At 62.7% G+C, this 25,949-nt stretch carries 25 protein-coding genes and 7 tRNA genes; 28 read left to right on the top strand and 4 right to left on the bottom strand.

Annotation, left to right across the window (positions count from 1 at the left end; all coding sequences use genetic code 11):
- Positions 1–62: 62 nt before the first annotated feature.
- The 13 genes from ilvC to CHB97_RS11295 all read left to right on the top strand — a co-directional run bounded on the left by ilvC (position 63) and on the right by CHB97_RS11295 (position 11,379).
- On the top strand, positions 63–1,082 hold the full coding sequence (gene ilvC / locus CHB97_RS11350) for a ketol-acid reductoisomerase (RefSeq protein ID WP_089288060.1): 1,020 nt from the start codon (positions 63–65) through the stop codon (positions 1,080–1,082).
- A 145-nt stretch (positions 1,083–1,227) separates the two neighbouring features.
- Complete coding sequence (locus CHB97_RS11345; protein WP_089288059.1) at positions 1,228–2,154, top strand: hypothetical protein; 927 nt, start codon at positions 1,228–1,230, stop codon at positions 2,152–2,154.
- Positions 2,155–2,306: 152 nt separating this feature from the next.
- A complete protein-coding gene (locus tag CHB97_RS26365) occupies positions 2,307–2,459 on the top strand; it encodes a hypothetical protein (RefSeq protein ID WP_160105768.1) in 153 nt (50 codons plus the stop codon).
- 231 nt (positions 2,460–2,690) lie between these two features.
- Positions 2,691–4,253 (top strand): 2-isopropylmalate synthase, encoded by a 1,563-nt coding sequence (locus CHB97_RS11340; protein ID WP_089288058.1) that lies wholly within the window; start codon positions 2,691–2,693, stop codon positions 4,251–4,253.
- A gap of 325 nt (positions 4,254–4,578) precedes the next feature.
- Positions 4,579–5,613, top strand: coding sequence for a rod shape-determining protein (locus CHB97_RS11335; RefSeq protein WP_089288057.1), 1,035 nt, complete (start codon positions 4,579–4,581; stop codon positions 5,611–5,613).
- Positions 5,614–5,785: 172 nt separating this feature from the next.
- On the top strand, positions 5,786–6,664 hold the full coding sequence (mreC, locus tag CHB97_RS11330; RefSeq protein ID WP_089288056.1) for a rod shape-determining protein MreC: 879 nt from the start codon (positions 5,786–5,788) through the stop codon (positions 6,662–6,664).
- The gene (gene mreD / locus CHB97_RS11325) at positions 6,661–7,185 is read left to right on the top strand and encodes a rod shape-determining protein MreD (RefSeq protein ID WP_256387122.1); all 525 of its coding nucleotides are present in this window, start codon (positions 6,661–6,663) and stop codon (positions 7,183–7,185) included. The genes mreC and mreD overlap by 4 nt, the downstream gene beginning before the upstream one ends.
- A 46-nt stretch (positions 7,186–7,231) precedes the next feature.
- Positions 7,232–9,100 carry a penicillin-binding protein 2 gene (mrdA, locus tag CHB97_RS11320; protein WP_089288129.1) on the top strand — a complete coding sequence of 623 codons (1,869 nt, stop codon included), beginning with the start codon at positions 7,232–7,234 and terminating at the stop codon, positions 9,098–9,100.
- 2 nt (positions 9,101–9,102) lie between these two features.
- Positions 9,103–10,254 (top strand): rod shape-determining protein RodA, encoded by a 1,152-nt coding sequence (gene rodA, locus CHB97_RS11315; protein ID WP_089288054.1) that lies wholly within the window; start codon positions 9,103–9,105, stop codon positions 10,252–10,254.
- A gap of 167 nt (positions 10,255–10,421) precedes the next feature.
- Positions 10,422–10,497: transfer RNA gene (locus CHB97_RS11310), tRNA-Lys, on the top strand.
- 36 nt (positions 10,498–10,533) lie between these two features.
- Positions 10,534–10,609 (top strand) — tRNA-Lys (locus CHB97_RS11305).
- Positions 10,610–10,644: 35 nt separating this feature from the next.
- Positions 10,645–10,720 (top strand) — tRNA-Lys (locus tag CHB97_RS11300).
- 71 nt (positions 10,721–10,791) lie between these two features.
- Positions 10,792–11,379, top strand: coding sequence for a tyrosine phosphatase family protein (locus CHB97_RS11295; protein ID WP_089288053.1), 588 nt, complete (start codon positions 10,792–10,794; stop codon positions 11,377–11,379).
- A 17-nt stretch (positions 11,380–11,396) separates the two neighbouring features.
- Here CHB97_RS11295 and CHB97_RS11290 read toward each other — a convergent pair whose 3' ends face one another.
- The 4 genes from CHB97_RS11290 to CHB97_RS11275 form a co-directional block, all read right to left on the bottom strand.
- Positions 11,397–12,128 carry a DnaA ATPase domain-containing protein gene (locus CHB97_RS11290; RefSeq protein ID WP_089288052.1) on the bottom strand — a complete coding sequence of 244 codons (732 nt, stop codon included), beginning with the start codon at positions 12,126–12,128 and terminating at the stop codon, positions 11,397–11,399.
- Positions 12,129–12,142: 14 nt separating this feature from the next.
- Positions 12,143–13,303 (bottom strand): AI-2E family transporter, encoded by a 1,161-nt coding sequence (locus tag CHB97_RS11285; protein WP_089288051.1) that lies wholly within the window; start codon positions 13,301–13,303, stop codon positions 12,143–12,145.
- Positions 13,300–13,905 carry a CDP-alcohol phosphatidyltransferase family protein gene (locus CHB97_RS11280; protein WP_244559501.1) on the bottom strand — a complete coding sequence of 202 codons (606 nt, stop codon included), beginning with the start codon at positions 13,903–13,905 and terminating at the stop codon, positions 13,300–13,302. Before CHB97_RS11280 ends, CHB97_RS11285 begins: the two co-directional genes overlap by 4 nt.
- 338 nt (positions 13,906–14,243) lie before the next feature.
- The gene (locus CHB97_RS11275) at positions 14,244–15,410 is read right to left on the bottom strand and encodes a DUF2066 domain-containing protein (protein WP_089288049.1); all 1,167 of its coding nucleotides are present in this window, start codon (positions 15,408–15,410) and stop codon (positions 14,244–14,246) included.
- Positions 15,411–15,518: 108 nt separating this feature from the next.
- Here CHB97_RS11275 and purM point away from each other — a divergent pair, with 108 nt between their 5' ends.
- From purM to nuoE, 15 genes are all read left to right on the top strand, one after another.
- On the top strand, positions 15,519–16,586 hold the full coding sequence (purM, locus tag CHB97_RS11270; RefSeq protein ID WP_200819894.1) for a phosphoribosylformylglycinamidine cyclo-ligase: 1,068 nt from the start codon (positions 15,519–15,521) through the stop codon (positions 16,584–16,586).
- Positions 16,583–17,236 carry a phosphoribosylglycinamide formyltransferase gene (gene purN, locus CHB97_RS11265; protein ID WP_200819893.1) on the top strand — a complete coding sequence of 218 codons (654 nt, stop codon included), beginning with the start codon at positions 16,583–16,585 and terminating at the stop codon, positions 17,234–17,236. The genes purM and purN overlap by 4 nt, the downstream gene beginning before the upstream one ends.
- A gap of 13 nt (positions 17,237–17,249) precedes the next feature.
- Entirely contained in the window at positions 17,250–17,708 is a 459-nt protein-coding gene (locus tag CHB97_RS11260; RefSeq protein WP_089288046.1) for a GNAT family N-acetyltransferase, read from the top strand.
- A gap of 98 nt (positions 17,709–17,806) precedes the next feature.
- Complete coding sequence (locus tag CHB97_RS11255) at positions 17,807–18,031, top strand: hypothetical protein (protein WP_089288045.1); 225 nt, start codon at positions 17,807–17,809, stop codon at positions 18,029–18,031.
- 287 nt (positions 18,032–18,318) lie between these two features.
- Positions 18,319–20,727: an endopeptidase La gene (gene lon / locus CHB97_RS11250; protein ID WP_089288044.1), complete on the top strand. Its 2,409-nt coding sequence runs from the start codon at positions 18,319–18,321 to the stop codon at positions 20,725–20,727.
- A gap of 143 nt (positions 20,728–20,870) precedes the next feature.
- The gene (locus CHB97_RS11245; RefSeq protein WP_089288043.1) at positions 20,871–21,143 is read left to right on the top strand and encodes an HU family DNA-binding protein; all 273 of its coding nucleotides are present in this window, start codon (positions 20,871–20,873) and stop codon (positions 21,141–21,143) included.
- Between the two features lie 166 nt (positions 21,144–21,309).
- A tRNA-Val gene (locus CHB97_RS11240) sits at positions 21,310–21,384 on the top strand.
- Between the two features lie 232 nt (positions 21,385–21,616).
- Positions 21,617–21,693 (top strand) — tRNA-Asp (locus CHB97_RS11235).
- Between the two features lie 39 nt (positions 21,694–21,732).
- Positions 21,733–21,809 (top strand) — tRNA-Asp (locus CHB97_RS11230).
- A gap of 74 nt (positions 21,810–21,883) precedes the next feature.
- Positions 21,884–21,960: transfer RNA gene (locus tag CHB97_RS11225), tRNA-Asp, on the top strand.
- A gap of 435 nt (positions 21,961–22,395) precedes the next feature.
- The gene (locus CHB97_RS11220; protein WP_089288042.1) at positions 22,396–22,776 is read left to right on the top strand and encodes an NADH-quinone oxidoreductase subunit A; all 381 of its coding nucleotides are present in this window, start codon (positions 22,396–22,398) and stop codon (positions 22,774–22,776) included.
- Between the two features lie 34 nt (positions 22,777–22,810).
- Complete coding sequence (locus tag CHB97_RS11215) at positions 22,811–23,383, top strand: NADH-quinone oxidoreductase subunit B family protein (protein WP_089288041.1); 573 nt, start codon at positions 22,811–22,813, stop codon at positions 23,381–23,383.
- A gap of 34 nt (positions 23,384–23,417) precedes the next feature.
- A complete protein-coding gene (locus CHB97_RS11210) occupies positions 23,418–24,059 on the top strand; it encodes an NADH-quinone oxidoreductase subunit C (protein WP_089288040.1) in 642 nt (213 codons plus the stop codon).
- A gap of 100 nt (positions 24,060–24,159) precedes the next feature.
- Positions 24,160–25,314 carry an NADH-quinone oxidoreductase subunit D gene (locus CHB97_RS11205; RefSeq protein ID WP_244559508.1) on the top strand — a complete coding sequence of 385 codons (1,155 nt, stop codon included), beginning with the start codon at positions 24,160–24,162 and terminating at the stop codon, positions 25,312–25,314.
- A complete protein-coding gene (gene nuoE / locus CHB97_RS11200) occupies positions 25,311–25,949 on the top strand; it encodes an NADH-quinone oxidoreductase subunit NuoE (RefSeq protein ID WP_089288038.1) in 639 nt (212 codons plus the stop codon). The genes CHB97_RS11205 and nuoE overlap by 4 nt, the downstream gene beginning before the upstream one ends.

The following is a 25,949-nucleotide window of genomic DNA, read 5'->3' as shown; positions in this document are numbered from 1 at the left end:
CCCCTGTCCAACGCCGGCAATCCGGCAATCCAACATCTGTCTGAAAACAAAGGAAGATTCCCATGCGCGTCTATTATGATCGCGACGCCGACGTCAACCTGATCAAGGGCAAGAAGGTCGCCATCGTCGGCTATGGCAGCCAGGGCCACGCCCATGCCCAGAATCTGCGCGACAGCGGCGTGAAGGACGTGATCATCGCGCTGAAGGCCAATTCGCCGACCCGCGCCAAGGCTGAAGCCGCCGGCTTCACCTGCGTCACCCCGGCGGAGGCTGCGGCCACTGCCGACCTGATCATGATCCTGACCCCGGATGAGCATCAGGCAGAGCTGTACAATAACGAGATCGGCCCGAACCTGAAGCAGGGTTCCGCCATCGCGTTCGCCCACGGCTTGAACGTGCATTTCCGCCTGATTGAGCCGCGCCAGGACACCGACGTGTTCATGATCGCGCCGAAGGGCCCCGGCCACACTGTGCGCGGTGAGTACAAGAAGGGCGGCGGCGTTCCCTGCCTGGTGGCCGTTCACCAGAACGCTTCCGGCAATGCCTTCGATATCGCCCTGTCCTATGCCTGCGCCGTTGGCGGTGGCCGTTCGGGCATCATCGAAACCACCTTCAAGGAAGAGTGCGAAACCGACCTGTTCGGTGAACAGGCCGTGCTCTGCGGCGGCCTGACCAAGCTGATCCAGGCTGGTTTCGAAACCCTGGTCGAAGCCGGCTATGCCCCGGAAATGGCCTATTTCGAGTGCCTGCATGAAGTGAAGCTGATCGTGGACCTGATCTACGAAGGCGGCATCGCCAACATGCGCTACTCCATCTCCAACACGGCCGAATATGGTGACTATGTCACCGGTCCGCGCATCGTGACGGACGAGACCAAGGCCGAGATGAAGCGCGTTCTGGCCGACATTCAGTCGGGCCGTTTCGTGCGCGACTGGATGCTGGAAAACAAGGCTGGCACCCCGTCCTTCAAGGCGACCCGTCGCATTGAGGCCGAGCATCCGATCGAAGAAGTGGGCGCCAAGCTGCGCGCCATGATGCCCTGGATCTCCGCCAACAAGCTGGTGGACAAGTCCAAGAACTGATCGCCGGCTTCACCTGAAGCCTGATCGTTCAAACGCCCGGCCCCTGAGAGGGGGCCGGGCGTTTTGTTTGGGCGGATATTGCAGCCGCCGCGCGAATGGCTTATCCTGCGTATAGATCAAAAGGATCTATCGTGCGGGGGCAAAGATGATATCGCTAAATGCGAGTTCGCTCTTTTCCGCCACCAACGCCAAGGCGTTGAAATCGCAGATCGAACGTCACATCGATCAGGCGGTGGGGGAGCGGGACCGGAACCGTCAGGACGAGTTGGTGACTGACAAAGGCAGCATCAAGGGTGGCAAGTCCAACGACGCCATCTATAAACGGCTGATGAGCCTGGGCCTGTCCGGTGACGCCTTTGATGGCGCCGCGAAGAATGCGGCCGGTGCCGATGCGCTCTCCGACTATATGGATAAAGCCCGGACAGTGATGAACCAGAAGGCGGCGGCGGAAAAGCTGCAGCAGTCGCGCCGCCGTATCAGCGAACTGGAACAGGAAGCCCGTCAGGCTGCCGCCAAGGGCGATGGTGCTAAACTGGCCCGCATTGCGCGTGAGGCGGCGGGTATCACCAAGGGGCTGGCGGCGGAGGCCAAGGGGATTGTAGAGGGGCAGGATGCCAGCCCCGCGGAACGGGCGGCGGCCATTGCCGCCGGGGAGGGTGATCCCAATATCCGGGTGGCTGCCCAGCCCGGTATGACGGCAGGCGGTGTCACCACCGGCTTTGCGCGTTCCTATGTGCAGGAAGTCCGTGACGTTGCCGGCCGGGCCCGCACCATGCTGACCCAGGCGGAAACCCAACGCGCCGAACAGCGGGGCCGCCCCCTGACGGAAGAGGAGCGCAAGGAACGGGAGGAGGAGTTGCGGGCCGCCCGCGACGATCTTGCCGCCAGCGATCAGATCCTGACGCGCCTGCAAGGGGCGCTGGGCGATGCCAATGCGGATGCGGCGGGCAGCGCAGAAGCAGCAGGGGAGGGGGGCGCGGATGCGCTGGTGGTCACGCAGACCTATGTGCGCACGGAGACCATCACCATCGCTGTGGCCTTCAGCGAAACCAGTGTCAGCGTTACCGCCTGACGCAACTTCCGGCATCGCTGCCTTGCGAGGACGACAGATTTTTGCCTGACAAAGCTATTGCGGCTAAGTCAATTGCGGCATAAAGATTATCGAACGGCGGTCGGTTCAGTTCCGGCTGTCATATCTTTTACCCTCAGTCAGGACGTCACCCTGTGACCAGCCGTCGCCAACAGCCTGAAGCCATCGCCGGGGATCGTTCCCCCGCCATGGCCATGCTGTGCGCATCCGGCCTGTTCCTGACCTTTGCCCTGCTGCTGGCGTCCAAGGCGCTTGGCCTGGGCGGGCTACGACTAATCAGCCCCTGAGCGCTCTGTGTCCCGTCCCATCACTGATGGACGGGTTCGCGTTCAGGGGACCGGGTGCGCGCCCTATGCGCACCGCCGATCTGATCCGACGGGTCAGGCCATCATCGGCCAAATGCGATCATCCAGATTGATCTCCATTCGACCGGCAATGGACGGCTTGCCCGCCAAAACCAACCACGGCACCGCTAATCAAGAATGACGGTGCCCCCAGGGCTTCAGGGACCGACGATCATGACCAGCATTTCCCGCGACAAGAACCGCGTCATCATTTTCGACACCACCTTGCGCGATGGGGAGCAGGCGCCCGGCTGCTCCATGAATCTGGAAGAAAAGCTGCGCATCGCGGCGGTGTTGGAAGAAATGGGCGTCGATGTCATCGAGGCCGGCTTCCCCATCGCGTCGAACGGCGATTTCGAATCCGTGCGCGAAGTGGGCAAGCTGGCCAAGAACAGCGTCATCGCCGCCCTGGCCCGCACCGCCCGCGCCGATATTGACCGTGCGGCGGAAGCTTTGCAGTTCGCCCCCCGCAAGCGCATCCACACCTTCATCTCCACCAGCCCGGTGCATATGAAGTACATGCTGAAGATGACGGAAGAAGAGGTGCTGCAGCGCACCATCGATTACGTCACCTATGCCCGCAATCTGGTGGATGATGTGGAATGGTCGGCCCAGGATGGCAGCCGGTCAGACCGTGATTTCCTTTGCCGCACGGTGGAAGCCGCCATCAAGGCCGGTGCGACCACCATCAATATTCCCGATACGGTCGGCTATGCCCTGCCGGAAGAATATGCCGCGATGTTCCGCGACGTGATGACCCGCGTGCCGAACAGCGACAAGGCCATCTTCTCCGTACATTGCCATAATGATCTGGGCTTGGCCGTGGCCAACTCCCTGGCTGGCATCGGTGCCGGCGTGCGTCAGGTCGAATGCACCATCAACGGTCTGGGCGAACGTGCCGGCAACGCCTCGCTGGAAGAGGTGGTGATGGCGCTGCGCACCCGCCATGATCTGATCGGCTGCACCACCGGCATCAAGACCGAGCATATCACCCGCATTTCCCGGCTGGTTTCCACCATCACCGGCTTCCAGGTCCAGCCCAACAAGGCCATCGTGGGCGCCAATGCGTTTGCCCATGAAAGCGGCATCCATCAGGACGGGATGCTGAAGCACGCGGAAACGTACGAGATCATGACGCCGGAATCGGTGGGTCTCAACCGTTCCTCCCTGGTCATGGGCAAGCATTCCGGCCGCGCCGCCTTCCGCGCCAAGCTGAAGGAGCTTGGCTATGATGAGATCGGCGAGAACCAGATCAATGACGCGTTTGGCCGCTTCAAGGATCTGGCCGACCGTAAGAAGGATATTTACGACGAAGATATCGTTGCCATCATGGATGACGAGGCTGGCCGTCAGCACGAACATATCCGCTTCCAGGCGCTGCATGTCGTGGCCGGTTCCCGCGGGCCGCAACATGCCGTGCTGGAACTGGAGGTGGATGGCAAGCCCATCGCCCCGGTGGTGGCCTTCGGCAATGGCCCGGTGGATGCCGTGTTCAATGCCCTGAAACTGGCCTTCCCGCATGAGGCCAAGTTGCAGCTTTATCAGGTCCATGCCGTGACGGCGGGCACCGATGCCCAGGCAGAGGTGACCGTGCGGCTGGAAGAGAGCGGCAAGTCGGTCAATGGCCAGGGGGCCGATGCGGACACGCTGGTGGCTTCCGCCCGTGCCTATATCCATGCCCTGAACAAGCTGGTGACAAAGCGGCAGAAGACGGCACCGGTGGCCATGTCGGCCTGATCGGGTTTGCCCTTTTTTCCCGAGTCCCGTGATATCCCCGTCGGCCCCTGGCCGGCGGGGATTGTCTTTTCATGATAAGGCGGTCGGAATCGGGATATGTCGCAGCCTTCCGCCCTATTCCTGCCGTAATCTCCGCCGCGACATGCGGATGTGCGCAGGATGTTCACCAATCGCTAAAATGCCATATAGAATCTGACTTGCGGCGGCTTTCAAGGCTTGAGGGACCGGGACTAAATGGTCTATGCAACAGTCGCGGTTCGGCATATCCGGGGTTCGGCCGCACCAAGGGCGGCAAAATCCGGACATTCAGAGATATTTTTCATCCATGCTTTCAAACCTGCTCGGTATGTTCTCGGCCGACATGGCGATCGACCTGGGAACGGCGAATACGCTGGTCTATGTCAAGGGACGCGGCATCGTTCTGAATGAACCGTCGGTGGTCGCGATCCGCGACCTGCGCGGCAAGAAGCAGGTGCTTGCCGTGGGTGACGAGGCCAAGCTGATGCTGGGCCGCACGCCGGGTAACATCCAGGCCATCCGCCCCTTGCGCGACGGTGTCATTGCCGATTTCGAAGTGGCGGAGGAAATGATCAAGCATTTCATCCGCAAGGTGCACAATCGCCGCAGCTTCACCAGCCCGGAGATCGTCATCTGCGTGCCGTCGGGTTCCACCGCCGTGGAACGTCGCGCCATTCAGGAATCGGCGGAAGCCGCTGGTGCGCGCCGCGTTTCCCTGATCGAAGAGCCGATGGCTGCCGCCATTGGCGCCGGTCTGCCGGTGACGGAACCGACAGGCAGCATGGTGGTGGATATCGGCGGTGGCACGACGGAAGTGGCCGTGCTGTCGCTGAACGGCATCGTCTATGCCCGTTCCGCCCGCGTTGGCGGCGACAAGATGGATGAGGCGATCATCGGCTATATCCGCCGTCACCATAACCTGCTGGTCGGTGAAGGCTCTGCCGAGCGCATCAAGAAGGAAATCGGCTCCGCCTGCCCGCCGGAAGATGGCGAAGGCCGGGTGATGGAGATCAAGGGCCGCGACCTGATGAATGGCGTGCCCAAGGAACTGGTGATGAGCGAACGGCAGATCGCCGAGAGCTTGGCCGAACCGGTCAGCCAGATCATTGAGGCGGTGAAGGTCGCCCTGGAACATACCGCCCCCGAACTGGCGGCGGATATTGTTGATAAGGGTATTGTGTTGACCGGTGGCGGCGCGCTGCTGGCCAATCTGGATTTTGTGCTGCGCCATGCCACTGGCCTGCCGGTTTCGATTGCGGATGATCCGCTTTCCTGTGTGGCGCTGGGCTCCGGTCGGGCGCTGGAAGAGGAAAGCCTGCGCAACGTGCTGATCCGCATGTGAGGCGTCAGGACAGGGCCGCGAATATCGCGGCCCTGCTGCATTGAAATGCAGCGATTTACAGCCGACTGTTAACGGTTTAATTTCACTTTAGGCGGTAAGCTGCCGGTAACCCTGGCACCTTTAACCCAGTCGCCGGTTCTCCGCCGTCGGCCCAATAACGGGACATCCCCCGGTGAAGACGCGCAACAACGGATCGGTCGTGCGGATCGCAGCCCCTTTCTGGGGGTTGATGCAGCGATTCTACTTCCCGCTGCTGGTGCTGGCCGCCGTCGCGCTGATGATGATCGGGCATGTCAATGTCGGTGCGGTTGATCAGGCCCGCGCCCGGGTGACCGATGCCTTTACCCCCATCCTCAATGTGATGTCGCGCCCGGCGGCCAGCGTGGCCGATGCGCTGGAATATGGGCGCCAGCTGGTCGATCTGCATGAAGAGAATGCCCGGCTGCGGGAGGAGAATACCCGCCTGCGCCAGTGGGAGCAGGTGGCCCTGCGGCTGGAGGCGGAAAACGGTTCCCTGCGCTCCCTGCTGGCCTTCAAGGCCGATCCGCCGGCCCGCTTCATCACCGCCCGCGTGGTCGGCGATCCGGGTGGTGCCTTCGTGCGCACTGTTGTCATCACCGCCGGTGCGCGCGACGGTGTGGAGCGTGGGCAGGCGGCCATGTCTGGCCAGGGGCTGGTGGGGCGTGTGGTGCAGGTGGGGGAATGGTCTTCCCGTGTGCTGCTGATCACCGATCTCAACGCCCGCATCCCGGTGGTGCTGGAAACCAGCCGCCAGCGGGCCATGCTCGCCGGTGATAATTCCGATCATCCGACTCTGCTCTATGTGCCGGGCAATACGGCGGTTTCGCCGGGTGAGCGGGTGTTCACCTCTGGTCATGGTGGGTTGTTTCCGCCCGGCCTGCCGGTGGGGGTGATGGAAATTGGCCAGGATGGCCAGCCCCATGTTGTGCCCATGGCCGACCTTTCCCGTCTGGAACATTTGCAGATTGTCCGGTTCGGTGGCACCGGCGGGCTGGCGGCGGAAGCCGCGCAACCGGGCGCGATGCAGTGAGGGGTTCGGCCTTGGCCGGTGGTTTCTGGCATCGTCTTGATCAAACCGCGCGCAACCTGCTTCCCTTCGGGTCCATCGTGGTGGCCATGCTGCTCGCTATGGTGCCCTTGCCCTTGCCTGGCTATTCGGTGGTGACACCGCCGCTGGTGTTGATCTGCCTGTTCTACTGGGTTATCCACCGGCCGGATTTGCTGCGCCCGCTGGTGGTTTTCGCCCTGGGCGTCCTGCATGACCTGATCAGCGGTTCGCCGCTGGGGGTGACCTCGCTTTATCTGATTCTGACCTATTGGTTGCTGATCACTCAGCGCCGCTTTTTCCTGGGCCGGTCTTTCGGGATGCTATGGCTTGGCTTTGCCCTGGTGGCGTTCGGGGCGTCGGCTGTACAATGGCTGGTCTTTGCCCTGATGAGCGCGCATCTGCTGGATGCGCGACCAGTGCTGGTCCATGCCGCCCTGGGGGTGGCAATATTCCCGCTGCCGACATATCTGCTGCAACGTCTGCACCGCGCCTATTTGAGCTGAGGAGACAATCTTGTCCGCCTATGATCGCGATGCCGAGCGACAGCGTATGCTGAGCCGCCGCACGCTGGTGCTGGGCGGTATGCAGGTGGCTGCCGTTTCCGCACTGGTGGGGCGGCTCTATTACCTGCAGATCGTGGAGCGCGACCGCTACAGCATGCTGGCGGATGATAACCGAATCTCGCTGCGGCTGGTGGCCCCGCCGCGCGGCCAGATACTGGACCGGTTCGGCGTGCCGCTGGCGGTGAATGAGCAGAATTTCAGCGTCACCGTGGTGTCGGAACGCGCCGGCGACGTGCGGCAGATTCTGGATGAGGTTGGCAAGCTGGTGCCGCTGACGGAGGCCGATGAACGGCGCATCCAGCGTGATCTACAGCGCTCCCGCGCCTTTGCCCCCATCACCATCAAGGAAAACCTGAGCTGGGATCAGGTTTCCGCCATTGAGGTGAATTTGCCCGACCTGCCGGGCATTTCCATTGATGTCGGGCAGGTGCGTTCCTACCCGTTCGGGGAGGCATTGGCCCATGTGCTGGGCTATGTCGGCGCCGCGACGGACAAGGATCTGGAGAAATCCGATGATCCGCTGTTGACCCTGCCGGGTTTCCGCATCGGCAAGGGCGGGGTGGAAAAGCAGTTTGATTCTGCTCTGCGCGGTGCCGCCGGTACCCAGCAGCTGGAGGTCAATGCCGTTGGCCGGGTGATTCGTGAACTGTCACGCGATAATGGCCAGCCGGGGCGGGAAACCACGCTGACGCTGGATGCCAAGCTGCAGCATTATGTGCATCAGCGGCTGTCGGCGGAGATGAGCGCTGCCGCCGTGGTGATGGATGTGCGCACCGGCGGTATCCAGGCGCTCTGTTCCTGCCCCGCCTTCGATCCCAATCAGTTTGCCATGGGCATTGGGTATGATGCCTATCAGACGCTGCTGAAGGATGAGCGCACACCGCTGATCAACAAGGCGATTGCCGGGCAATATCCGCCGGGATCAACCTTCAAGATGATCACAGCGCTGGCGGCGCTGGAATCGGGCATCGTCAATGCCGATCATCGGGTCAATTGCTCCGGCCATATCGAACTGGGCAGCCACCGCTTCCATTGCTGGCGGCGCGGTGGCCATGGCACCCTGGATATGGTCGGCGCGCTGATGAACAGCTGCGACGTCTATTTCTATGATCTGGCCCAGCGCATCGGCATGGACCGAATCGCCGCCATGGCCCGCAAATTCGGGCTGGGCGATAAGGTGGGGCTGGAACTGCCGGGGGAACGGCCGGGGCTGGTGCCTGATCCGGCCTGGAAGCGCCGGGCCTTGAAGGCCGCTTGGCACCCCGGTGAAACCCTGATCGCCAGTATGGGCCAGGGCTATGTGCTGGCGACGCCCTTGCAACTGGCCGTGATGACGGCGCGGTTGGCCAGTGGCCATGCGGTGCAGCCGCATCTGGCCAAGATGATCGAAGGCCAGTACCGCGAACAGACGGAATGGCCGCGCATTGATGTGAAGCCGGAAAATCTGGCGGTCGTGCTGAAAGGCATGAATGCCGTGACCAATGTGCCGGGCGGTACCGCCTATAAATCGCGCATCACCATTCCGGGGATGGAGATGGCGGGCAAATCGGGCAGTGCCCAGGTGCGCCGCATCTCCATGGCGGAACGCAATAGCGGCGTGCGCAAGAACGAGGATCTGGCCTGGCGGGAGCGCGACCACGCGCTGTTTGTTGCCTATGCCCCGGTGGAGGCACCGAAATATGCGTGTGCCGTGTTCGTTGAACATGGCAGCAGCGGCGGTGGAGTCGCGGGACCGATTGCCCGCGATATCCTGCTGGAATGCCAGATGCTGGATGCGGCCCGCGCCAGCGTGGCCCAGCAGCCGGAACCGGCCGCCGCACCTTCCCGGCCTGATGCCGGCAGCACGGGGCAATAGCCATGAGCCTGGACCTCTCCATTGACCGGGGGGCGATGACCATCGGGGAGAAGCTGGGCCAGATTTCCTGGAGTCTGGTCTTCCTGATCACCCTGGTGGCCAGCATCGGCTTTGCCATGCTCTATTCCGCCGCCAATGGCCATTTCGATCCCTGGGCCTCGCGCCAGATGCTGCGCTTCGGCGTGGGGCTGGTGGTGATGCTGCTGATCGCCCTGATCGATATTCGGCTCTGGATGAAGCTGGCCTATCCACTTTACGGCATCGTCATGGTGCTGCTGATCGGGGTGGATTTATTCGGCAATGTTGGCAAGGGGGCGCAGCGCTGGATCGATCTGGGCATTATCCAGCTGCAGCCGTCGGAAATCATGAAGGTCACGCTGGTGATGGTGCTGGCCCGCTATTTCCATGGCGCCACGCTGGAAGACAGTGGCCGTATCCCCTTTCTGATTCCGCCCTTGTTGCTGGTGGGGGCGCCGGTGGCGCTGGTGCTGGCCCAGCCCAACCTCGGCACTTCCTTGATGCTGATAATGGCGGCGGGGGCGCTGTTCTTCCTGTCCGGGGTGCGGCTATGGAAGTTCGGTCTGCTGATCGCCGCCGTCATCATTGCTGTGCCGCTGACCTGGCAATTCGTACTGCATGATTATCAGCGCGACCGGGTGGAAACCTTCCTGGACCCGGACAGCGATCCGCTGGGCACGGGGTACCACATTACCCAGTCAAAGATCGCCTTTGGCTCCGGCGGGCTGATGGGCAAGGGCTTTTTGCAGGGCACGCAGAGCCATCTGAACTTCCTGCCGGAAAAGCAGACCGACTTCATCTTCACCATGCTGGCGGAGGAATTTGGGCTGGTGGGCAGCCTGTTCTTCCTGTTCCTCTATGGGCTGCTGCTGCTCTACGGTTTCGTCATTGCCGGGCGCTGTCGCCATCAGTTCGGCAAGCTGCTGGCGTTGGGCGTCACGGTGAACCTGTTCCTTTATCTCTTCATCAATGTGGCCATGATCATGGGGCTGATCCCTGTGGTGGGCGTGCCGCTGCCGTTGATCTCCTATGGCGGCACGGCGACGTTGGGGGTGATGATCGGTTTCGGCCTGCTGCTATCGGTGCATGTGCATCGGGATGTACGCATGTCCCGCCGTGGCATGGGTGACCTTTGACCCTGGCAGGGGCCGGGGTAGAGGGTTGAATTGCTTGCAGTGCCCGGCTGCGTGAAATCCCGGTCGGCAGCCTTCATTTTCTTGTCGACAAGGTGTGAACCCTTTGCTACACAGCGCGCCTCGACGCGATGAACGAAGCGTCGGGGCCGCGAAAGCGGGTTGGGAATGGGCGCATAGCTCAGTTGGTAGAGCAGCTGACTCTTAATCAGCGGGTCCAAGGTTCGAGTCCTTGTGCGCCCACCATTCCCAAAAATGGCCGCTCCGGCGGATATCAAGGTTGGGCGCATAGCTCAGTTGGTAGAGCAGCTGACTCTTAATCAGCGGGTCCAAGGTTCGAGTCCTTGTGCGCCCACCAACCTTGATCCCTGACCGTTGCAGCCTCTCAAGGTTGGGCGCATAGCTCAGTTGGTAGAGCAGCTGACTCTTAATCAGCGGGTCCAAGGTTCGAGTCCTTGTGCGCCCACCAACCTTGAAACAACATCCTGACATCAAATCCGGATATACTCGCCAGACAGATAAGTCTCGGCGGGTTTTTTTATGCTCAGCACCCAATATGCCCCTTTTCGCATCACCGTGTGCGGGATCGAGGAATTGCCTGACCATTGCCGGGTCGGCGTCAGCCATATGCTGTCCATCATGGACCCTGGAAGGTCCAAGCTGCCGGTGTTCAACGGCTATGGTGCGCATGTGCGGCTGGATTTGCGATTCGATGATGTGGTGGAGCCGGTGCCCGGCAAACAGCCGCCACAGACGACGCATGTGCGCCAGATTCTGGATTTCGGGCGCAGTTTGACCGCAGAGCCGCCGGGAAAGGCGCATCTGCTGGTGCATTGCCATATGGGCGTGTCGCGGTCCACCGCAGCGATGGCGCTGATTCTGGCCCAGGCGCGGCCGGATCGGCCGGCGGCGGAGGCCTTGGCGGAGGTGGCGCGCATCCGGCCCCAGGCCTGGCCCAATCTGCGCATTCTGGAAATGGGCGGTGACATGCTGGGCTGCCGGGATGAGCTGCTGGCGGCCTTGCCCGCCATCTATCAGCGGGCCACGGCGCATTGGCCGGCGGACTGGCTGGATTACCTGAAAAAGAATCACCGCGGGCGGGAGGTGCGGCTGCTGGAAGGTGGCTGACCGGTGGGAAAGGGCAATCAGGCCCAGGCCGATTCGCCGCTGTCCCCCAGAATTTGCCGGCAGAATCGCACGGTGATCGGCTTCTTGGCGGCCAGCGCTTCCCGGTCCAGTCGGTCCACCACCCGGCGGGCGTTGGCAAAGCTACGCTCCGTGCGGGTCAGCAGCCAGACAATCACCTCTTCCCCCACCCTGATCTGCCGGTCGGCAAACAGCTTCACCAGCACGGCCATGAACAGGGCATCATCGGGGGCGGCCATGCCGACGGCCGGGGCCGCCAGCAGGCGCGAGCGCAGGTCCGGCAGGCGCAGCACCCAATTGATGGGCGCCTTGTCCGCCAGCAGCAGCAGATGGCCGCCGGCATCGCGGGCCAGATTGTAGAGATGGAACAAAGCGCGTTCCAGCACCGGGTCGCCGGCCACCTGCTGCGCGCCATCCAGCACGGCGGCGCGGGTGGGGTGCAGCAGGTCGGGCAGGTCGTCGGTACGCAGATCATCCACCTGCAACAGGTTGGCGCGCGCGCGGGCGCGCCAGATCTGTGCCAGATGGCTTTTACCGGAACCGCTGGGGCCGAAAATCACCAGGGCCGGGGCCGGCCAGTCCGGCCAGCTGTCCAGCCAGGCGACGGCATCCTGGTTGCCGGGTGCCACCAGAAAATCCGCCTCGCCCATGGCGGAACGGTGACCCAGATCCAGGGGGATTTGCCGGGTGCTGCTCAACGGCAGTCCCGGAGGAAGGGAGCCGATGGGCATTGTCGTATCCATGATCATGGTGCGGCCGGAATATCTGCGGGGCGGCGGAGGTCGGTACCTTCCGCGGCGGGATTGGCGGGAAGCGGGTCGGCGCCCAAGTCAGGGCAGGGCGGCGCTGGTGGCAGGGGGCCGTGATAAAGGCTGCTGTCCAGGTAGCGGGTGATGGCGAATCGGACCAGCACGCCGATGACGGCTGCCACCGGCATGGCCAGCAGCACGCCGACGAATCCGAACAGCGCGCCACCGGCCATCAGGGCGAAAATCACCCAGACCGGATGCAGCCCCACCTTGTCGCCCACCAGCTTTGGCGTCAGCACATTGCCTTCCACGGCCTGGCCGAAGAAGAAAATGCCGACCACGATGCCGACCCGCCACAGTTCGTCGAACTGGAACAGGGCGATGCCGACAGAGGCACAGAACCCCACCAGCGAGCCGACAAAGGGGATGAAGGAGAGCAGGCCGGAGATCATGCCGACGATCAGGCCGAAATCCAGCCCGGCCAGCGACAGGGCGATGGCATAGAAACTGCCCAGCGCCAGACAGACCGTGGCCTGCCCGCGCACGAATCCGGCCAGGGTGGTGTCCACCGCGCGGGCCTGTTCACGGATGGTGTCGGCCTGCTGGCGGGGCAGCCAGCCATCGATGGCACCGACCATCCGGTCCCAGTCGCGCAACAGGTAAAAGGCGACGATGGGGGTAATGAAGGTGACGGAGATGATATCCACCAGGGCAACACCCTGGCTCACCAGCCCTTTCAGGAAATCGGCCGTCCAGCTCATCGCGGTGCCGGCATAATCACCGGCGGCACTGCGCAGCCGTTCCACATCCTCCGGCGAGAGCCGGTTGATGAAGCGCTGAATCTGCGGCAGCAATTCCCGCTTGGCCCAGGCGATCCATTGCGGGGCGGCATCGATCAATTGCACGATCTGGCCCTGCAGCAGCGGCACCAACAACAGCAGGGCCAGTACCGCCGTGAGGGCGAATCCGAGCAGAACGACGCTGGTGGCGGCCCAGCGCGGCATGTGCCGTTCCAGCCGGTCGGTCACCGGGTCCAGCAGATAGGCCAGCGCCATGCCGGCCACGAACGGGGCCAACATGCTGCGCAGCAGCCAGACTAGGGCGATGAAGACCACCAGCCCCCAGACCCAGAATCGCCATTGCCGTCCGGCCTTCATGCCGCGTCTCCCGGTTGGTCGCCGGCATCATCCCCGGCATTGCGTGTGCGCAGGATGAACAATCCGCGCAGCACATAGGCCACCATCGACCAGAGCGTGGTAGCGGCGACCAGCAGTTCCGCCGGCAATACATAGTCTTCCGGGGCCAGACGGGCGCCATAGACGGCCAGAATCAGCGCCGCCAAGGCCAGTTGCAGCGCGGTATTGAGCTTGCCCACCCAGAGCGGCTGGATGGACAGCCTTTCGCGCAGCATCACCAGCAGCACGGCCAGCCCCAGGATAATGGTGATATCCCGCAGCAAAATCAGCGCCACCAGCCAGAGCGGCACCAGCCCCACCGTGGCCATGGCCACGAAACAGCCGACCAGCAGGGCCTTGTCGGCCAGCGGGTCTAGCCAGGCACCCAGCTTGCTGCGCGCCCGGAACAGCCGCGCGATCATCCCGTCCAGCCCGTCGGAAATGGCTGCCAGCATGAACAGCCAGAATGCCAGAATCAGGTGGTCGGACAGAATCAGCCATACCGTCACCGGCACGGCCAGCAGACGGCCGCCTGTGATCAGGTTCGGCACGTGCAGCATTGGGTTCGGTGTTTCGGTTTTCATGCGGGCGTGATCCGGCAGGGGCAGGTTCTGAATTTAATCTAGGCGCTTTTGCAGACGCCTTATAGAGGCCCCGGCCCCCACCCGGACCCCCATGCCCATATTCCCCATTATCCACGGCTGGGGAAAAGATGTTCCTATAATGTTCCGATTGTCCAGTCGCTTTTGATGAAATTATCCCCATGTTTCAGGAATAATGTGTCCAAATCCGTGCATGGATCGCCAAGCGCTTCTGATCATTGGCAATTTGGCTTCCGGGGATCGGGAGGCCATAAAAAAACGGCATCGGTGCCTGTGCGCCGATGCCGTTTTTGACCGAACCGTTTTTCAGCAACCGTACCTTACGGCACCGCCGGTGCCTCGGCTTGGGCCGGGGCAGGCGTGCTGCTGGCCGCCGCTGCGGCCCCGCGCCAGCGCAGTTCGCCAGTACCTCCGCCTTCGCTCAGGATCAGATCCTGTTGGGCCAGGGCGTTGCGCAACTGTTCCAGCCCGCCCATGTAGCGCAGCTCCAGCTCTGCCCCGCCGCGGGCCAGGGAGACGACGCGGGTTTGCGTGATGGTGGGAACCTTCGACAGGCGACGGCGGGTTTCCACCCATTCATTCTGGGCGGTGAAAGGCACTTTCAGGCTCAGCCCGCCTTCATTTCCGCCGACCACCACATTGGCCGCGGTCCAGCGTTCCTCCAGCCGGCCAACAATCTTGGTGACGGCTTCCCGCAGGGTCGGGTTCCCGCGCGATGCCATGTCGGCACCGGCCGTCACCGTCGGCTGGCTGACAGTGAAGCTTTCCGGGCTGCCGCTGGCCGGGTGCAGGGTGACGGTGGCGGTCACCCCGCCGCTGGTTGTCGTCAGCACGGCGACGGCCACGTCGCCCGCCTGATAGCGGTCGGCGATGCGGCGCAGGGCGGCGGCATCGCCGGACAGGGCCTGTTCCACCCCGACATCGGCCACGTCCGCCGCTTCCCCATAGGGAACGGTCACCGGCACCAGCCCGCCTTGCAGCGGCAGGTTGGCCCAGCTTTGCCGCCAGCCGGTTTCCGCCTGCCACAGCACGGGCGCGCCGCCAGTCTGGTCCACCGGCAGCACCAGCACCGGCTTGGACCGCACCTCTGTATAAGAGACACCACGGCTGCGCATGAAGTTGCGCACGGCGGCCGGATTGAAGGTGACGGCCAGCCGGCCGAGATAGCGCACGGCGGAGGTGCGCTCCTCCTGCACCTCAAAGCTCTGCACCATCTGGTCGATGCTGGCGCCATCCAGGCCGGACAGGGCGCTGCGGGCGCTGTCCGGGGTCAGCCGGTCGAACAAAGCCTCAAACGCCTTGCGCTGACCGTCGCGGATGCCGCGATCGCGCGCCGCCGTGGCCGAATCCGCCGTGACATCAACGGAAACATCGCGCACCGTGAACAGATCGTCCGACGGGGCAGCCCAGGCGGGCAGGGCCAGCGCCAGAACGGTCAAGGTGGCGGACAGGACTTTGCGCAAAGCGGGGGTGCAGGGAACCGGCATTGCCTTGGCTTCCGATATTGCTATGTTCGGCGCCGTCTAAACAGTCCGGTGCCGGGTTTGTTGCGGTTGGTTCTACCGCACCCGGCCCCCTTTACGCCAGCAGCGAGGATGAAGGCGATGAGCAGCTATTCCTACCGGGATGCCGGTGTCGATATCGATGCAGGCAATGCGCTGGTCGAGGCCATCAAGCCGCTGGCGAAATCCACCGCCCGCACCGGCTCCGATGCCGGGCTGGGTGGCTTCGGTGCCCTGTTCGACCTGCGCGCCGCCGGCTTCCACGATCCGCTGCTGGTATCCACCACCGATGGTGTGGGCACCAAGCTGAAGGTGGCCATCGATGCCAATCACCATGACACGGTGGGTATCGATCTGGTGGCCATGTGCGTCAATGATCTGGTGGTGCAGGGGGCCGAGCCGCTGCTGTTCCTGGATTATTACGCCACCGGCAAGCTGGACGTGACCGCCGGTCGCGCCATTGTCGCCGGTATCGCCGAGGGTTGCCGTCAGGCCGGCTGCGCCCTGGTGGGGGGCGAGACGGCTGAAATGCCCGGCATGTATGCCGAGGGCGATTATGATCTGGCCGGCTTCTCCGTCGGCGCCGTTGAGCGCTCCCAGGTGCTGGTGGGCGACAAGGTGCAGGCCGGCGACGTGGTGCTGGGTCTGGCTTCCAGCGGCGTGCATTCCAACGGCTATTCGCTGGTGCGCAAGCTGGTGGGTGTCTCTGGCCTGACCTATGAAAGCGCCTGCCCCTGGGATGCCGGTCGCAGCCTGGGTGCCGCCCTGCTGACCCCGACGCGCATCTATGTGAAGCCGCTGCTGGCGGCAGTGCGCGCCGGTCTGGTGAATGCCATGGCCCATATCACCGGCGGCGGCCTGCTGGAAAATATCCCGCGCGTGCTGCCCGATGGCTTGGGCGTCGATCTGGATGCTGCCACTTGGGAATTGCTGCCGGTGTTCAGCTGGCTGAAGCGTACCGGCAATGTCGATGCCACGGAAATGGCCCGTACCTTCAATTGCGGTATCGGCATGGTGGTCATCGTCCCCGCCGACAAGGCGGACGAGGCCCTGGCGCTGCTGACCGAGAAGGGTGAAAAGGTCACCCGCATCGGCACCGTGGTGCCGCGCGACGCTGCCGATCACCGCGTCGCCATCAGCGGGCTGGAGCGTTGGTCGTGAAGCTGCGCCTGGGCGTCCTGATCTCCGGCCGGGGGTCGAACCTGCAGGCCCTGATCGACGCCTGCCGCGACCCGGATTTCCCGGCGGAGGTGGCTTTGGTCATCTCCAACAAGGCCGATGCCGGCGGGCTGGCCCGTGCCACCGCCGCCGGCATCCCCAGCCTTGTGCTGAAGCCCAAGGATTTCGCCGACAAGCCGGCGCATGAGGCGGCCATGACGGCCGCCTTGGAGCAGGCGGGCGTCGGGTTGGTCTGTCTGGCCGGTTTCATGCGCCTGCTGACGGGTGGATTCGTGGCCCATTGGCATGACCGCCTGATCAATATCCACCCGTCGCTGCTGCCGTCTTTCCCCGGCATCGACACCCATGCCCGCGCGCTGGCCGCCGGTGTGCGCTTCCATGGCTGCACCGTGCATTATGTGCGCGAGGTGATGGATGAAGGCCCGATCATCGTGCAGGCCGCCGTGCCAGTGTTGACCGGTGACACGCCCGACGATCTGGCCGCCCGCGTGCTGGTGCAGGAACATCAGGCCTATCCCCTGGCCGTGCGGCTGATCGGGGAGGGACGGGTGCGGGTGGAAGGCTTGGTGGCTCATATCGAAGGGGCGACGTTGCCGGCAGCGGTGATCTGCCCCGTTGCGTCGCCCCTTTAGCGGCTGAAATCCCATGATCATCCGCCCCGCCACCGCCGACGATCTGCCTTTCATCCACGCCCAGGCCCCGCGTCTGGCCGGGGTGGCCGATCTGGCTTGGCGCACGGCGGCGGAGGTGATGCATTTCCAGCGTGCCTTCATGCATGAAACGCTGGAAGCCCCCCGGCCCGGTGCCGTCACCTTCATCGCCTGCGAAGGGGATGAACGGCTGGGCTTCATCCATGCCGAGCCGCAACTGGATATCTTCACCGACCGGCAATGCGCCTATGTGCCGCTGCTGGCCGTCACGCCGGTGGCGGAGGGCAGGGGGGTGGCCGCCGCCCTGATGGCGGCGGTGGAATCCTGGGCGCGTGGGCAGGGCTATGACAATGTGGCTCTGGATGTGTTCGCCAGCAATGCGCGCGGCCGCGCCTTCTACGCCCGGCAGGGCTATGGGGAAGAGACGCTGCGGCTGGTGAAGGATATCCGCTAGTCCCGTCCCCGGTCGGCACTTCCCCCCTTGGCATGGAACCGTTCCGCCTGTACATAATTGACATAACTGGTCGATATGACAGTCAGGGAGGAAGAATCATGGCGGGCAGCCACGGACCGGCGGTGGTCAATGACAAGCTTGTGCGCGAACATGCGGAAGGGTGGCATTCCTTCACCCGCTTCACTACCATCAGCATCATCTGCGTCACGCTGATCCTGCTGATGTTCATGCTGCATTTCGCTGTGGGCTGGGGCTATGCGGTATTTTTCATGCTGCTGGGCTGGGTTGCCACGGCCATTCTCGCCCTGCTGGGTAAGATATAGGCATTTCGAATCGGTTTTAATCGATTGAGCGACGTTCAAAGGGCTGTCCGGGATGATCGGACAGCCCTTTTTGTATTTTTCCGCCCCCGCAACGGGTGGCTTTATCCGCCCACCCTGACCTTTAGTGCGCGTTGGTCACGGTTCAAGCCCTTGAAGGGGGCACACCCCTGTGCCACGTTAACAGCTGAACCGTCACCCACCGTTCATTGCCGTGCCCATCTGGGGCGGGCGGTCGGGTCCAGGCCCAGCGGGGCTGGCGGTGCATTGAGATCAGAAGGCAGATAGATATGCTGGACATCCCCCGTGGTGTTCTCTACCCGGTCCTTCCGCTGAGAGACATCGTCGTCTTCCCCCATATGATCGTCCCGCTGTTCGTGGGCCGGGAAAAATCCGTCCGCGCCCTGGAAGACGTGATGAAGGATGACAAGCAGATCCTGCTGGTCACCCAGAAGAACGCCTCACAGGATGATCCCACGCCGGCCGACATCTATAGTGTCGGCACCGTCGGCACGGTGTTGCAGCTGCTGAAACTGCCCGACGGCACCGTCAAGGTGCTGGTTGAGGGCGGCAAGCGCGCCACCATCACCAAGTTCGGCGAGAGCGAGGAATTCTTCCAGGCCTATGCCGAACTGATCGAGGAAGCGGCCAGCGAGCCGCAGGAGCTGGAAGCGCTGTCCCGCGCCGCCGTCTCGCAGTTTGAGCAATATATCAAGCTCAACAAGAAGATTCCGCCCGAGGTGCTGGTCTCGATCAACCAGATCGAGGAGCCGGGCAAGCTGGCCGATACCATCGCCAGCCATCTTCAGCTGAAGATTCCCGAAAAGCAGCAATTGCTGGAGACCCCCACCGTCGCGGAACGGCTGGAGAAGGTCTATGCCTTCATGGAAGGCGAGATCGGCGTGCTGCAGGTGGAAAAGCGCATCCGCAACCGCGTGAAGCGCCAGATGGAGAAGACCCAGCGCGAGTACTATCTGAATGAGCAGATGAAGGCCATTCAGAAGGAGTTGGGCGAGGGCGAGGACGGCAAGGACGAGGTGGCGGAGATCGAGGAAAAGATCGCCAAGACCAAGTTCAGCAAGGAAGCCCGCGAAAAGGCCCAGGCCGAGGTCAAGAAGCTGCGCACCATGAGCCCGATGAGCGCCGAGGCGACCGTCGTGCGCAACTATCTGGACTGGATGCTGTCGATTCCCTGGAAGAAGCGCAGCAAGGTCAAGAAGGATATCAAGGGCGCCGAAGCCATCCTGAATGCCGACCATCACGGTCTGGAGAAGGTCAAGGAACGTATCCTTGAGTATCTGGCCGTGCAGCAGCGCATGGATAAGGTGAAGGGGCCGATTCTCTGCCTCGTCGGTCCGCCGGGTGTGGGCAAGACCTCGCTGGGCAAATCCATCGCCAAGGCCACCGGCCGCACCTTTGTGCGCATGTCGCTGGGCGGCGTGCGCGATGAGGCCGAGGTGCGCGGTCACCGCCGCACCTATATTGGCTCCATGCCCGGCAAGATCATTCAGGGCATGAAGAAGGCCAAGACCTCCAACCCGCTGTTCCTGCTGGACGAGATCGACAAGCTGGGCGCCGACTGGCGCGGCGACCCGTCTTCGGCTCTGCTGGAAGTGCTGGACCCGGAACAGAACAGCACCTTCAGCGACCATTATCTGGAGGTGGATTACGACCTTTCCGACGTGATGTTCGTCTGCACGGCCAACTCGCTGCGGATGCCGCAGCCGCTGCTGGACCGTATGGAGATCATCCGCCTGTCCGGTTACACCGAAGATGAGAAGGTGGAGATTGCCAAGCGCCACCTGATCGCCAAGCAGGTGACCGACCATGGGCTGAAGGAAGGCGAGTTTGCCATCAGCGACGAGGCACTCCGCGACCTGATCCGCTACTACACCCGCGAAGCCGGCGTGCGGTCGCTGGAACGCGAGCTGGCGAACCTGGCCCGTAAGGCGATCAAGGAAATCCTGATGCAGGGTGTCACCAAGGTGAAGGTGACGCCGAAAAATCTGGAGAAGTTCGCCGGCGTCCGCCGCTTCCGCTTTGGTGAGGCGGAGCTGGAGGATCAGGTGGGGGCGACCACCGGTTTGGCCTGGACCGAGGTGGGCGGCGAGCTGCTGACCATCGAGGCGGTGATGCTGCGCGGCAAGGGCCGCATCCAGACCACCGGCAAGTTGGGCGATGTGATGAAGGAATCGGTGCAGGCCGCCGAATCCTATGTGAAGGCGAATTCGCTGAAATTCGGCATCAAGCCGACCCTGTTCGAACGGCGTGACATCCATGTCCATGTGCCGGAGGGGGCCACCCCGAAGGACGGCCCCTCGGCCGGTGTGGCCATGATCACCACCATCGTCTCCGTGCTGACCGGCATCCCGGTGCGCAAGGATATTGCGATGACCGGTGAAATCACCCTGCGCGGCAAGGTGCTGCCGATTGGCGGGCTGAAGGAGAAGCTGCTGGCGGCCTTGCGGGGCGGCATCAAGCGGGTTCTGATTCCCCAGGAGAATGAAAAGGACCTGGCGGAGATCCCCGACAATGTGAAGAAGGGCCTGACAATCATCCCGGTTTCGACGGTTGATGAGGTGATTGCCAACGCGTTGGCCTCCGCTCCGGTTGAAATTGAGTGGTCTGAGCCCGACGAAGTGGCTCAGATGCCCGGAAAAGCTGGGGAAGAGGACCGGGATGGCGTGATTCGCCATTGAAGTGGATCAGGAAATCGTGTGAATTGGGTTCCCGCTGCCCCCCCGACCAATGTGGGCGTCGGCAGCGGTATCCAATCTCTTTGTGCCTGGACATGCCGTTCGGGCACGCGCAACCGATACTCTCTTGATGAGGGGGGCCTTAAGTGAACAAGAACGATCTCGTTGCCGTGGTCGCCGAAGCGGCTGGTTTGTCCAAGGCGGACGCGAATAAGGCCGTTGATGCGGTCTTCGATGGGATCACCGGCGCGCTGCAGAAGGGCGACGAAGTGCGGTTGGTTGGTTTCGGCACCTTCGCCGTTGCCGAGCGTGCGGCTTCCGAAGGCCGTAATCCCCGCACCGGTGAGAAGATCGCCATCTCCGCCAGCAAGCAGCCGAAGTTCAAGCCCGGTAAGGGCCTGAAGGACGCGCTGAACTGATCTGGCGTATGGATGCCTCCGGCCGGTCTCCGGCCGGGTGTACCCATCAGATGTTGATGAAACGGGCGGCCACAAGGCGCGCCCGTTTTCTTTTTTTTAAGGGTCAGATGAAGAACGGGGTTGATTCTTTGCGCGCCGCCGCTAATGTCGCCCCCGCAAACGGTTCGGGCGGTTAGCTCAGAGGTAGAGCTTCGGTTTTACACACCGCAGGTCGGGGGTTCGACTCCCTCACCGCCCACCATTGCCCCTTATCAAACATTGAAATACCTGATGAATAAGGCCGCCGGCAGATGTCGGGCGGCCTTTTTGCTGTCTGTGTTCCGGTGTTCCGGTGGGCGCTGTCGTACTGAAAAAGGTTTTTCGAAAAAAAGCTGATTTCATGTTTGACAAGGGTGGGTGGGTCGCTTATACACCCGCCCACCTCACGGCGACGGGGTGATCGGAAACGAAACGACGGCGCCGGGAAGAGTTAAGCGGGTGTAGCTCAGTTGGTTAGAGCGCCGGCCTGTCACGCCGGAGGCCGCGGGTTCAAGTCCCGTCACTCGCGCCACTCTCCACGAGGTTTAAGCCAGCAGACTGGTTTTGCTGTGCGGGTGTAGCTCAGTTGGTTAGAGCGCCGGCCTGTCACGCCGGAGGCCGCGGGTTCAAGTCCCGTCACTCGCGCCACCCCTTACGACAAAGGGTGATGGCGCCTTAAAGACGATGCCCGATGGAAGGGGCGGTAAAACTTCCCACCCTGCGCGGGTGTAGCTCAGTTGGTTAGAGCGCCGGCCTGTCACGCCGGAGGCCGCGGGTTCAAGTCCCGTCACTCGCGCCACTTCATTAAGCAATGTATGTTTTGCAAAAAGCCGTCGAACGCCAGGCGCGTTCTGTACGGCTTTTTTGCTTTTTGATCATAGGCTTGTGCGCTGTGCCTGTTTCCGGATCTCCGGTGCGGGCACCTGCATACCGGGATGTTGGTGCGGGTAATTTCGCGCCAGCCTCACCGTCCATGCAAGGCTGCCTTGCCGCAGCGCATCAAAGGGCGGAAAGCCAACCATTTCCATGGAGTTGAGAACGTTTCTCAGGCCAAAAAATGGCGTAATTCGCTTTCCTTTGTGCAGGGCAGGGGCCTATATTCCGTTGGGCTTGGGGTACCCCTCGCAAGCCTGCCAGTCCATGAACCGCCCGCGGTTTTGCCAGATGCCCACCGGCCCGTATCGACGGGTCGGCAGAGCGCCGTGGCATAAGCCCGGGCTGAAACGGTGTGACGATGTCCGATCCGTTGTCCAACCCGCTGTTGGTGCAGTACCTGCCGATCCTGGTCTTCTTGGTTATCGCTACCGTGATCGCCGGTGCGATGGTTGGCGCCGCCCTTCTGGTGGGGCCCAAGAAGCCGGATAGTGAGAAGCTGTCGGCCTATGAATGCGGTTTCGAAGCTTTCGACGATGCGCGCAGCAAGTTCGATGTGCGCTTCTATCTGGTCGCCATCCTGTTCATCATTTTCGATCTGGAAGTGGCGTTCCTGTTCCCCTGGGCTATCTCCCTGGGTGGCATCGGGATGTTCGGCTTCTGGTCGATGATGATCTTCCTTGGCATCCTGACCGTCGGCTTCATCTATGAATGGAAGAAGGGCGCGCTGGAGTGGGAGTGATCCCGTTTCCGCGCCGCCTGGGAGCAACAGCGCCATGAGCAACAATCTCGTCACCGGCAACGCCAACAGCGTCGTGACCAATACCAGCCCGCTGCCGCCCGGCTCCGCGCAGGACGCCTATCTGAAGGCCGTCACGACGGAGATTGAGGATAAGGGCTTCATCGTCGCCAAGATGGATGATCTGCTGACCTGGGCGCGCACCGGTTCGCTGTGGCCGATGACCTTCGGTCTGGCCTGCTGCGCGGTGGAGATGATCCATTCCTACATGTCGCGGTACGATCTGGACCGGTTTGGCGTGATCCCGCGCCCCAGCCCGCGCCAGTCGGACGTGATGATCGTTGCCGGCACGCTCTGTAACAAGATGGCCCCCGCTCTGCGCAAGGTCTATGACCAGATGGCGGAGCCGCGCTGGGTGATCTCCATGGGTAGCTGCGCCAATGGCGGCGGCTATTACCATTATTCCTATTCCGTCGTGCGCGGCTGCGACCGCATCGTGCCGGTGGATATCTATGTTCCCGGCTGCCCGCCGACCGCCGAGGCGCTGGTCTACGGCATTCTGCAATTGCAGAAGAAGATCAAGGGCGGCAATCGCCTGATCCGCGCCTGAGTTTGGCTTAAGACGGTTTGTAGGACGCTTGGCTATGAGCGATGAGGCCCTGAAGGAACTCGGTGATTACATCAGTGGCGCCCTGGGCGCTGCTGTGTTGAAGGCCGAGGTGGCGCATGGTGAATTGATGGTGACGCTGACGCGCGAAGGTGCGTTGCGCGGCATCCAGTTCCTGCGCGACGACTCGACGACCCGCTGCGAGATGCTGGCCGACATCGCCGGCGTGGATTACCCGAGCCGCCCGGAGCGGTTCGAGGTGGTCTACAACCTGCTGAGCGTCAAGCATAACCACCGTATCCGGGTGAAGGTGTCGACGGATGAGGACACGCCCGTGGCCTCCATCGTGTCGCTCTACCCGGTGGCCGGCTGGTTTGAGCGTGAAGCCTGGGATCTGTACGGCATCTTCTTTGCCGATAATCCGGATCTGCGCCGCATCCTCACCGATTACGGTTTCGAGGGGCATCCGCTGCGCAAGGACTTCCCGCTGACCGGCTATGTCGAGCTGCGCTATGACGAAGAGCAGAAGCGCGTCGTCTATGAGCCGGTGACCCTGCGGCAGGATTTCCGCAGCTTCGATTTCCTCTCTCCCTGGGAAGGCATGACGGACGTGCAGTTGCCGGGTGATGAGAAGGCTGTCATTCCGCTGGGCGCGCCGACGCCCGCGGCCAAGCGTTAAGGGGGCCATCCCAATGGCAACGACCAACGTCGCAACCCAGACGGGCGCCGGGATCGCTGTCGCCGGCCAGCCCGGCGAAGTGCAGATCAAGCCGCTGACGATGAATTTCGGGCCCCAGCACCCGGCAGCGCACGGTGTGCTGCGCCTGGTGATGGAGATGGACGGCGAAATCGTCGAACGCGCCGATCCGCATATCGGGCTGCTGCATCGCGGCACCGAAAAGCTGATCGAATACAAGACCTATACCCAGGCCACGCCTTATTTCGACCGGCTGGACTATGTGTCCCCGATGTCGATGGAGCACACCTGGGTTCTCTCGGTGGAAAAGCTGCTGGGCATCGTCCCGCCCAAGCGGGGCCAGTATATCCGCGTGCTCTATGCCGAGCTGACGCGTGTGCTGAACCATCTGCTGAACCTGACGACCTTCGCTCTGGACGTTGGCGCCCTGACGCCGGCACTTTGGGGCTTTGAAGAGCGCGAAAAGCTGATGGAATTCTACGAGCGCGTCTCCGGCGCCCGTATGCACGCTAATTATTTCCGTCCCGGTGGCGTCAATCTGGACCTGCCGGCCGGTCTGGCCGACGATATCTTCGAATATACGGAGCGGTTCCCCAAGTTCTATAACGACCTGGAGACCCTGCTGACCGAGAACCGCGTGTTCAAGCAGCGCACGGTCGATATCGGCGTCGTCAGCGCCGCCGATGCGCTGGCCTGGGGTTTCAGCGGCCCGATGCTGCGCGGTTCCAATGTGGCGTGGGATTTGCGCAAGGCGCAGCCCTATGACAGCTACGAAGAATTTGATTTCGACATTCCGGTTGGCCTGACCGGCGATTGCTATGCCCGCTATCTGGTGCGTATGGAGGAGATGAAGCAATCCATCTCCATCATGCGTCAGGCGCTGGACAAGCTGTCCAAGACGCCGGGCCCGGTGAAGGTGAATGACCGCAAGGTGACCCCGCCGTCGCGTGGCGAAATGAAGCGGTCGATGGAATCACTGATCCATCATTTCAAGCTGTATACCGAAGGCTATCACGTGCCGGCCGGTGAGACCTATACGGCGACGGAGTCGCCGAAGGGCGAGCTGGGTGTGTATCTGGTGTCCGACGGCACCAACCGCCCGTATCGCTGCAAGATCCGCCCGACCGGCTTCTCGCATCTGCAGGCGATGGATTTCATGTCCAAGGGCCATATGCTCGCCGACGCCGTGGCGATCATCGGTTCCATGGACATCGTGTTCGGAGAGATTGACCGATGAGTGCCGCCCATTCCCATGGTCCCGCCGTGGCGGAGCCGACCAGCTTCGAATTCTCTGCGGAGAATCTGGAGCACGCCAAGCGCATCATCGCCAAATATCCCGAAGGCCGACAACAGAGCGCGGTGATGCCGCTGCTCGATCTGGCGCAACGCCAGTGCGGTGGCTGGTTGCCGAAGGTTGCCATCGATTATGTCGCCCATTTCCTGTCCATGGCGCCGATCCGGGCGCTGGAAGTGGCCAGCTTCTATACGATGTATAATCTGAAGCCGGTGGGTAAGCATTTCGTCCAGGTCTGCACCACCACGCCTTGCTGGCTGCGCGGCTCGGATGAGGTTCTGCACGCTTGTGAGAAAAAGCTGGGCATCAAGGCCGGTCAGACGACGCCGGATGGTCAGTTTACCGTGATCGAGGTGGAATGCCTCGGCGCCTGCGTGAACGCCCCGATGATGCAGATCGGCGACGATTTCTATGAAGACCTGACGGCGGAGACGACGGAAAAGGTTCTCGACGCGCTGGCCCGTGGCGAGAAGCCGACGGTCGGTCCGCAGAATGGTCGTATCCGGTCTTGCCCGGCGGGCGGTCCGACCACGCTCACCCAGTCGGCGTTGGCCGCTGGCGTGAAGCCGCAGAACTGA

Source organism: Azospirillum sp. RU38E (genome assembly GCF_900188385.1).
Classification (GTDB): Bacteria; Pseudomonadota; Alphaproteobacteria; order Azospirillales; family Azospirillaceae; genus Niveispirillum.
The sequence above is the reverse complement of the archived record's forward strand: the minus strand, read 5'-3'. Positions and strand labels throughout refer to the sequence as shown.

What these genes read in the sequence shown, in the direction of transcription:
- mrdA (WP_089288129.1), top strand. Translation starts at nt 7,232, where the DNA reads ATGCTGAGCCGCCGCACGCTGGTGCTGGGCGGTATGCAGGTGGCTGCC.
- lon (WP_089288044.1), top strand. Translation starts at nt 18,319, where the DNA reads ATGCTGGACATCCCCCGTGGTGTTCTCTACCCGGTCCTTCCGCTGAGA.
- CHB97_RS11260 (WP_089288046.1), top strand. Translation starts at nt 17,250, where the DNA reads ATGATCATCCGCCCCGCCACCGCCGACGATCTGCCTTTCATCCACGCC.
- CHB97_RS11255 (WP_089288045.1), top strand. Translation starts at nt 17,807, where the DNA reads ATGGCGGGCAGCCACGGACCGGCGGTGGTCAATGACAAGCTTGTGCGC.
- purM (WP_200819894.1), top strand. Translation starts at nt 15,519, where the DNA reads ATGAAGGCGATGAGCAGCTATTCCTACCGGGATGCCGGTGTCGATATC.
- CHB97_RS11215 (WP_089288041.1), top strand. Translation starts at nt 22,811, where the DNA reads ATGAGCAACAATCTCGTCACCGGCAACGCCAACAGCGTCGTGACCAAT.
- CHB97_RS11290 (WP_089288052.1), bottom strand. Translation starts at nt 12,128, where the DNA reads ATGCCCATCGGCTCCCTTCCTCCGGGACTGCCGTTGAGCAGCACCCGG.
- rodA (WP_089288054.1), top strand. Translation starts at nt 9,103, where the DNA reads ATGAGCCTGGACCTCTCCATTGACCGGGGGGCGATGACCATCGGGGAG.
- CHB97_RS11340 (WP_089288058.1), top strand. Translation starts at nt 2,691, where the DNA reads ATGACCAGCATTTCCCGCGACAAGAACCGCGTCATCATTTTCGACACC.
- CHB97_RS11210 (WP_089288040.1), top strand. Translation starts at nt 23,418, where the DNA reads ATGAGCGATGAGGCCCTGAAGGAACTCGGTGATTACATCAGTGGCGCC.
- ilvC (WP_089288060.1), top strand. Translation starts at nt 63, where the DNA reads ATGCGCGTCTATTATGATCGCGACGCCGACGTCAACCTGATCAAGGGC.
- CHB97_RS11220 (WP_089288042.1), top strand. Translation starts at nt 22,396, where the DNA reads ATGTCCGATCCGTTGTCCAACCCGCTGTTGGTGCAGTACCTGCCGATC.
- CHB97_RS11275 (WP_089288049.1), bottom strand. Translation starts at nt 15,410, where the DNA reads ATGCCGGTTCCCTGCACCCCCGCTTTGCGCAAAGTCCTGTCCGCCACC.
- CHB97_RS11205 (WP_244559508.1), top strand. Translation starts at nt 24,160, where the DNA reads ATGAATTTCGGGCCCCAGCACCCGGCAGCGCACGGTGTGCTGCGCCTG.
- CHB97_RS11280 (WP_244559501.1), bottom strand. Translation starts at nt 13,905, where the DNA reads ATGAAAACCGAAACACCGAACCCAATGCTGCACGTGCCGAACCTGATC.
- CHB97_RS11345 (WP_089288059.1), top strand. Translation starts at nt 1,228, where the DNA reads ATGATATCGCTAAATGCGAGTTCGCTCTTTTCCGCCACCAACGCCAAG.
- nuoE (WP_089288038.1), top strand. Translation starts at nt 25,311, where the DNA reads ATGAGTGCCGCCCATTCCCATGGTCCCGCCGTGGCGGAGCCGACCAGC.
- CHB97_RS11295 (WP_089288053.1), top strand. Translation starts at nt 10,792, where the DNA reads ATGCTCAGCACCCAATATGCCCCTTTTCGCATCACCGTGTGCGGGATC.
- CHB97_RS11335 (WP_089288057.1), top strand. Translation starts at nt 4,579, where the DNA reads ATGCTTTCAAACCTGCTCGGTATGTTCTCGGCCGACATGGCGATCGAC.
- CHB97_RS11285 (WP_089288051.1), bottom strand. Translation starts at nt 13,303, where the DNA reads ATGAAGGCCGGACGGCAATGGCGATTCTGGGTCTGGGGGCTGGTGGTC.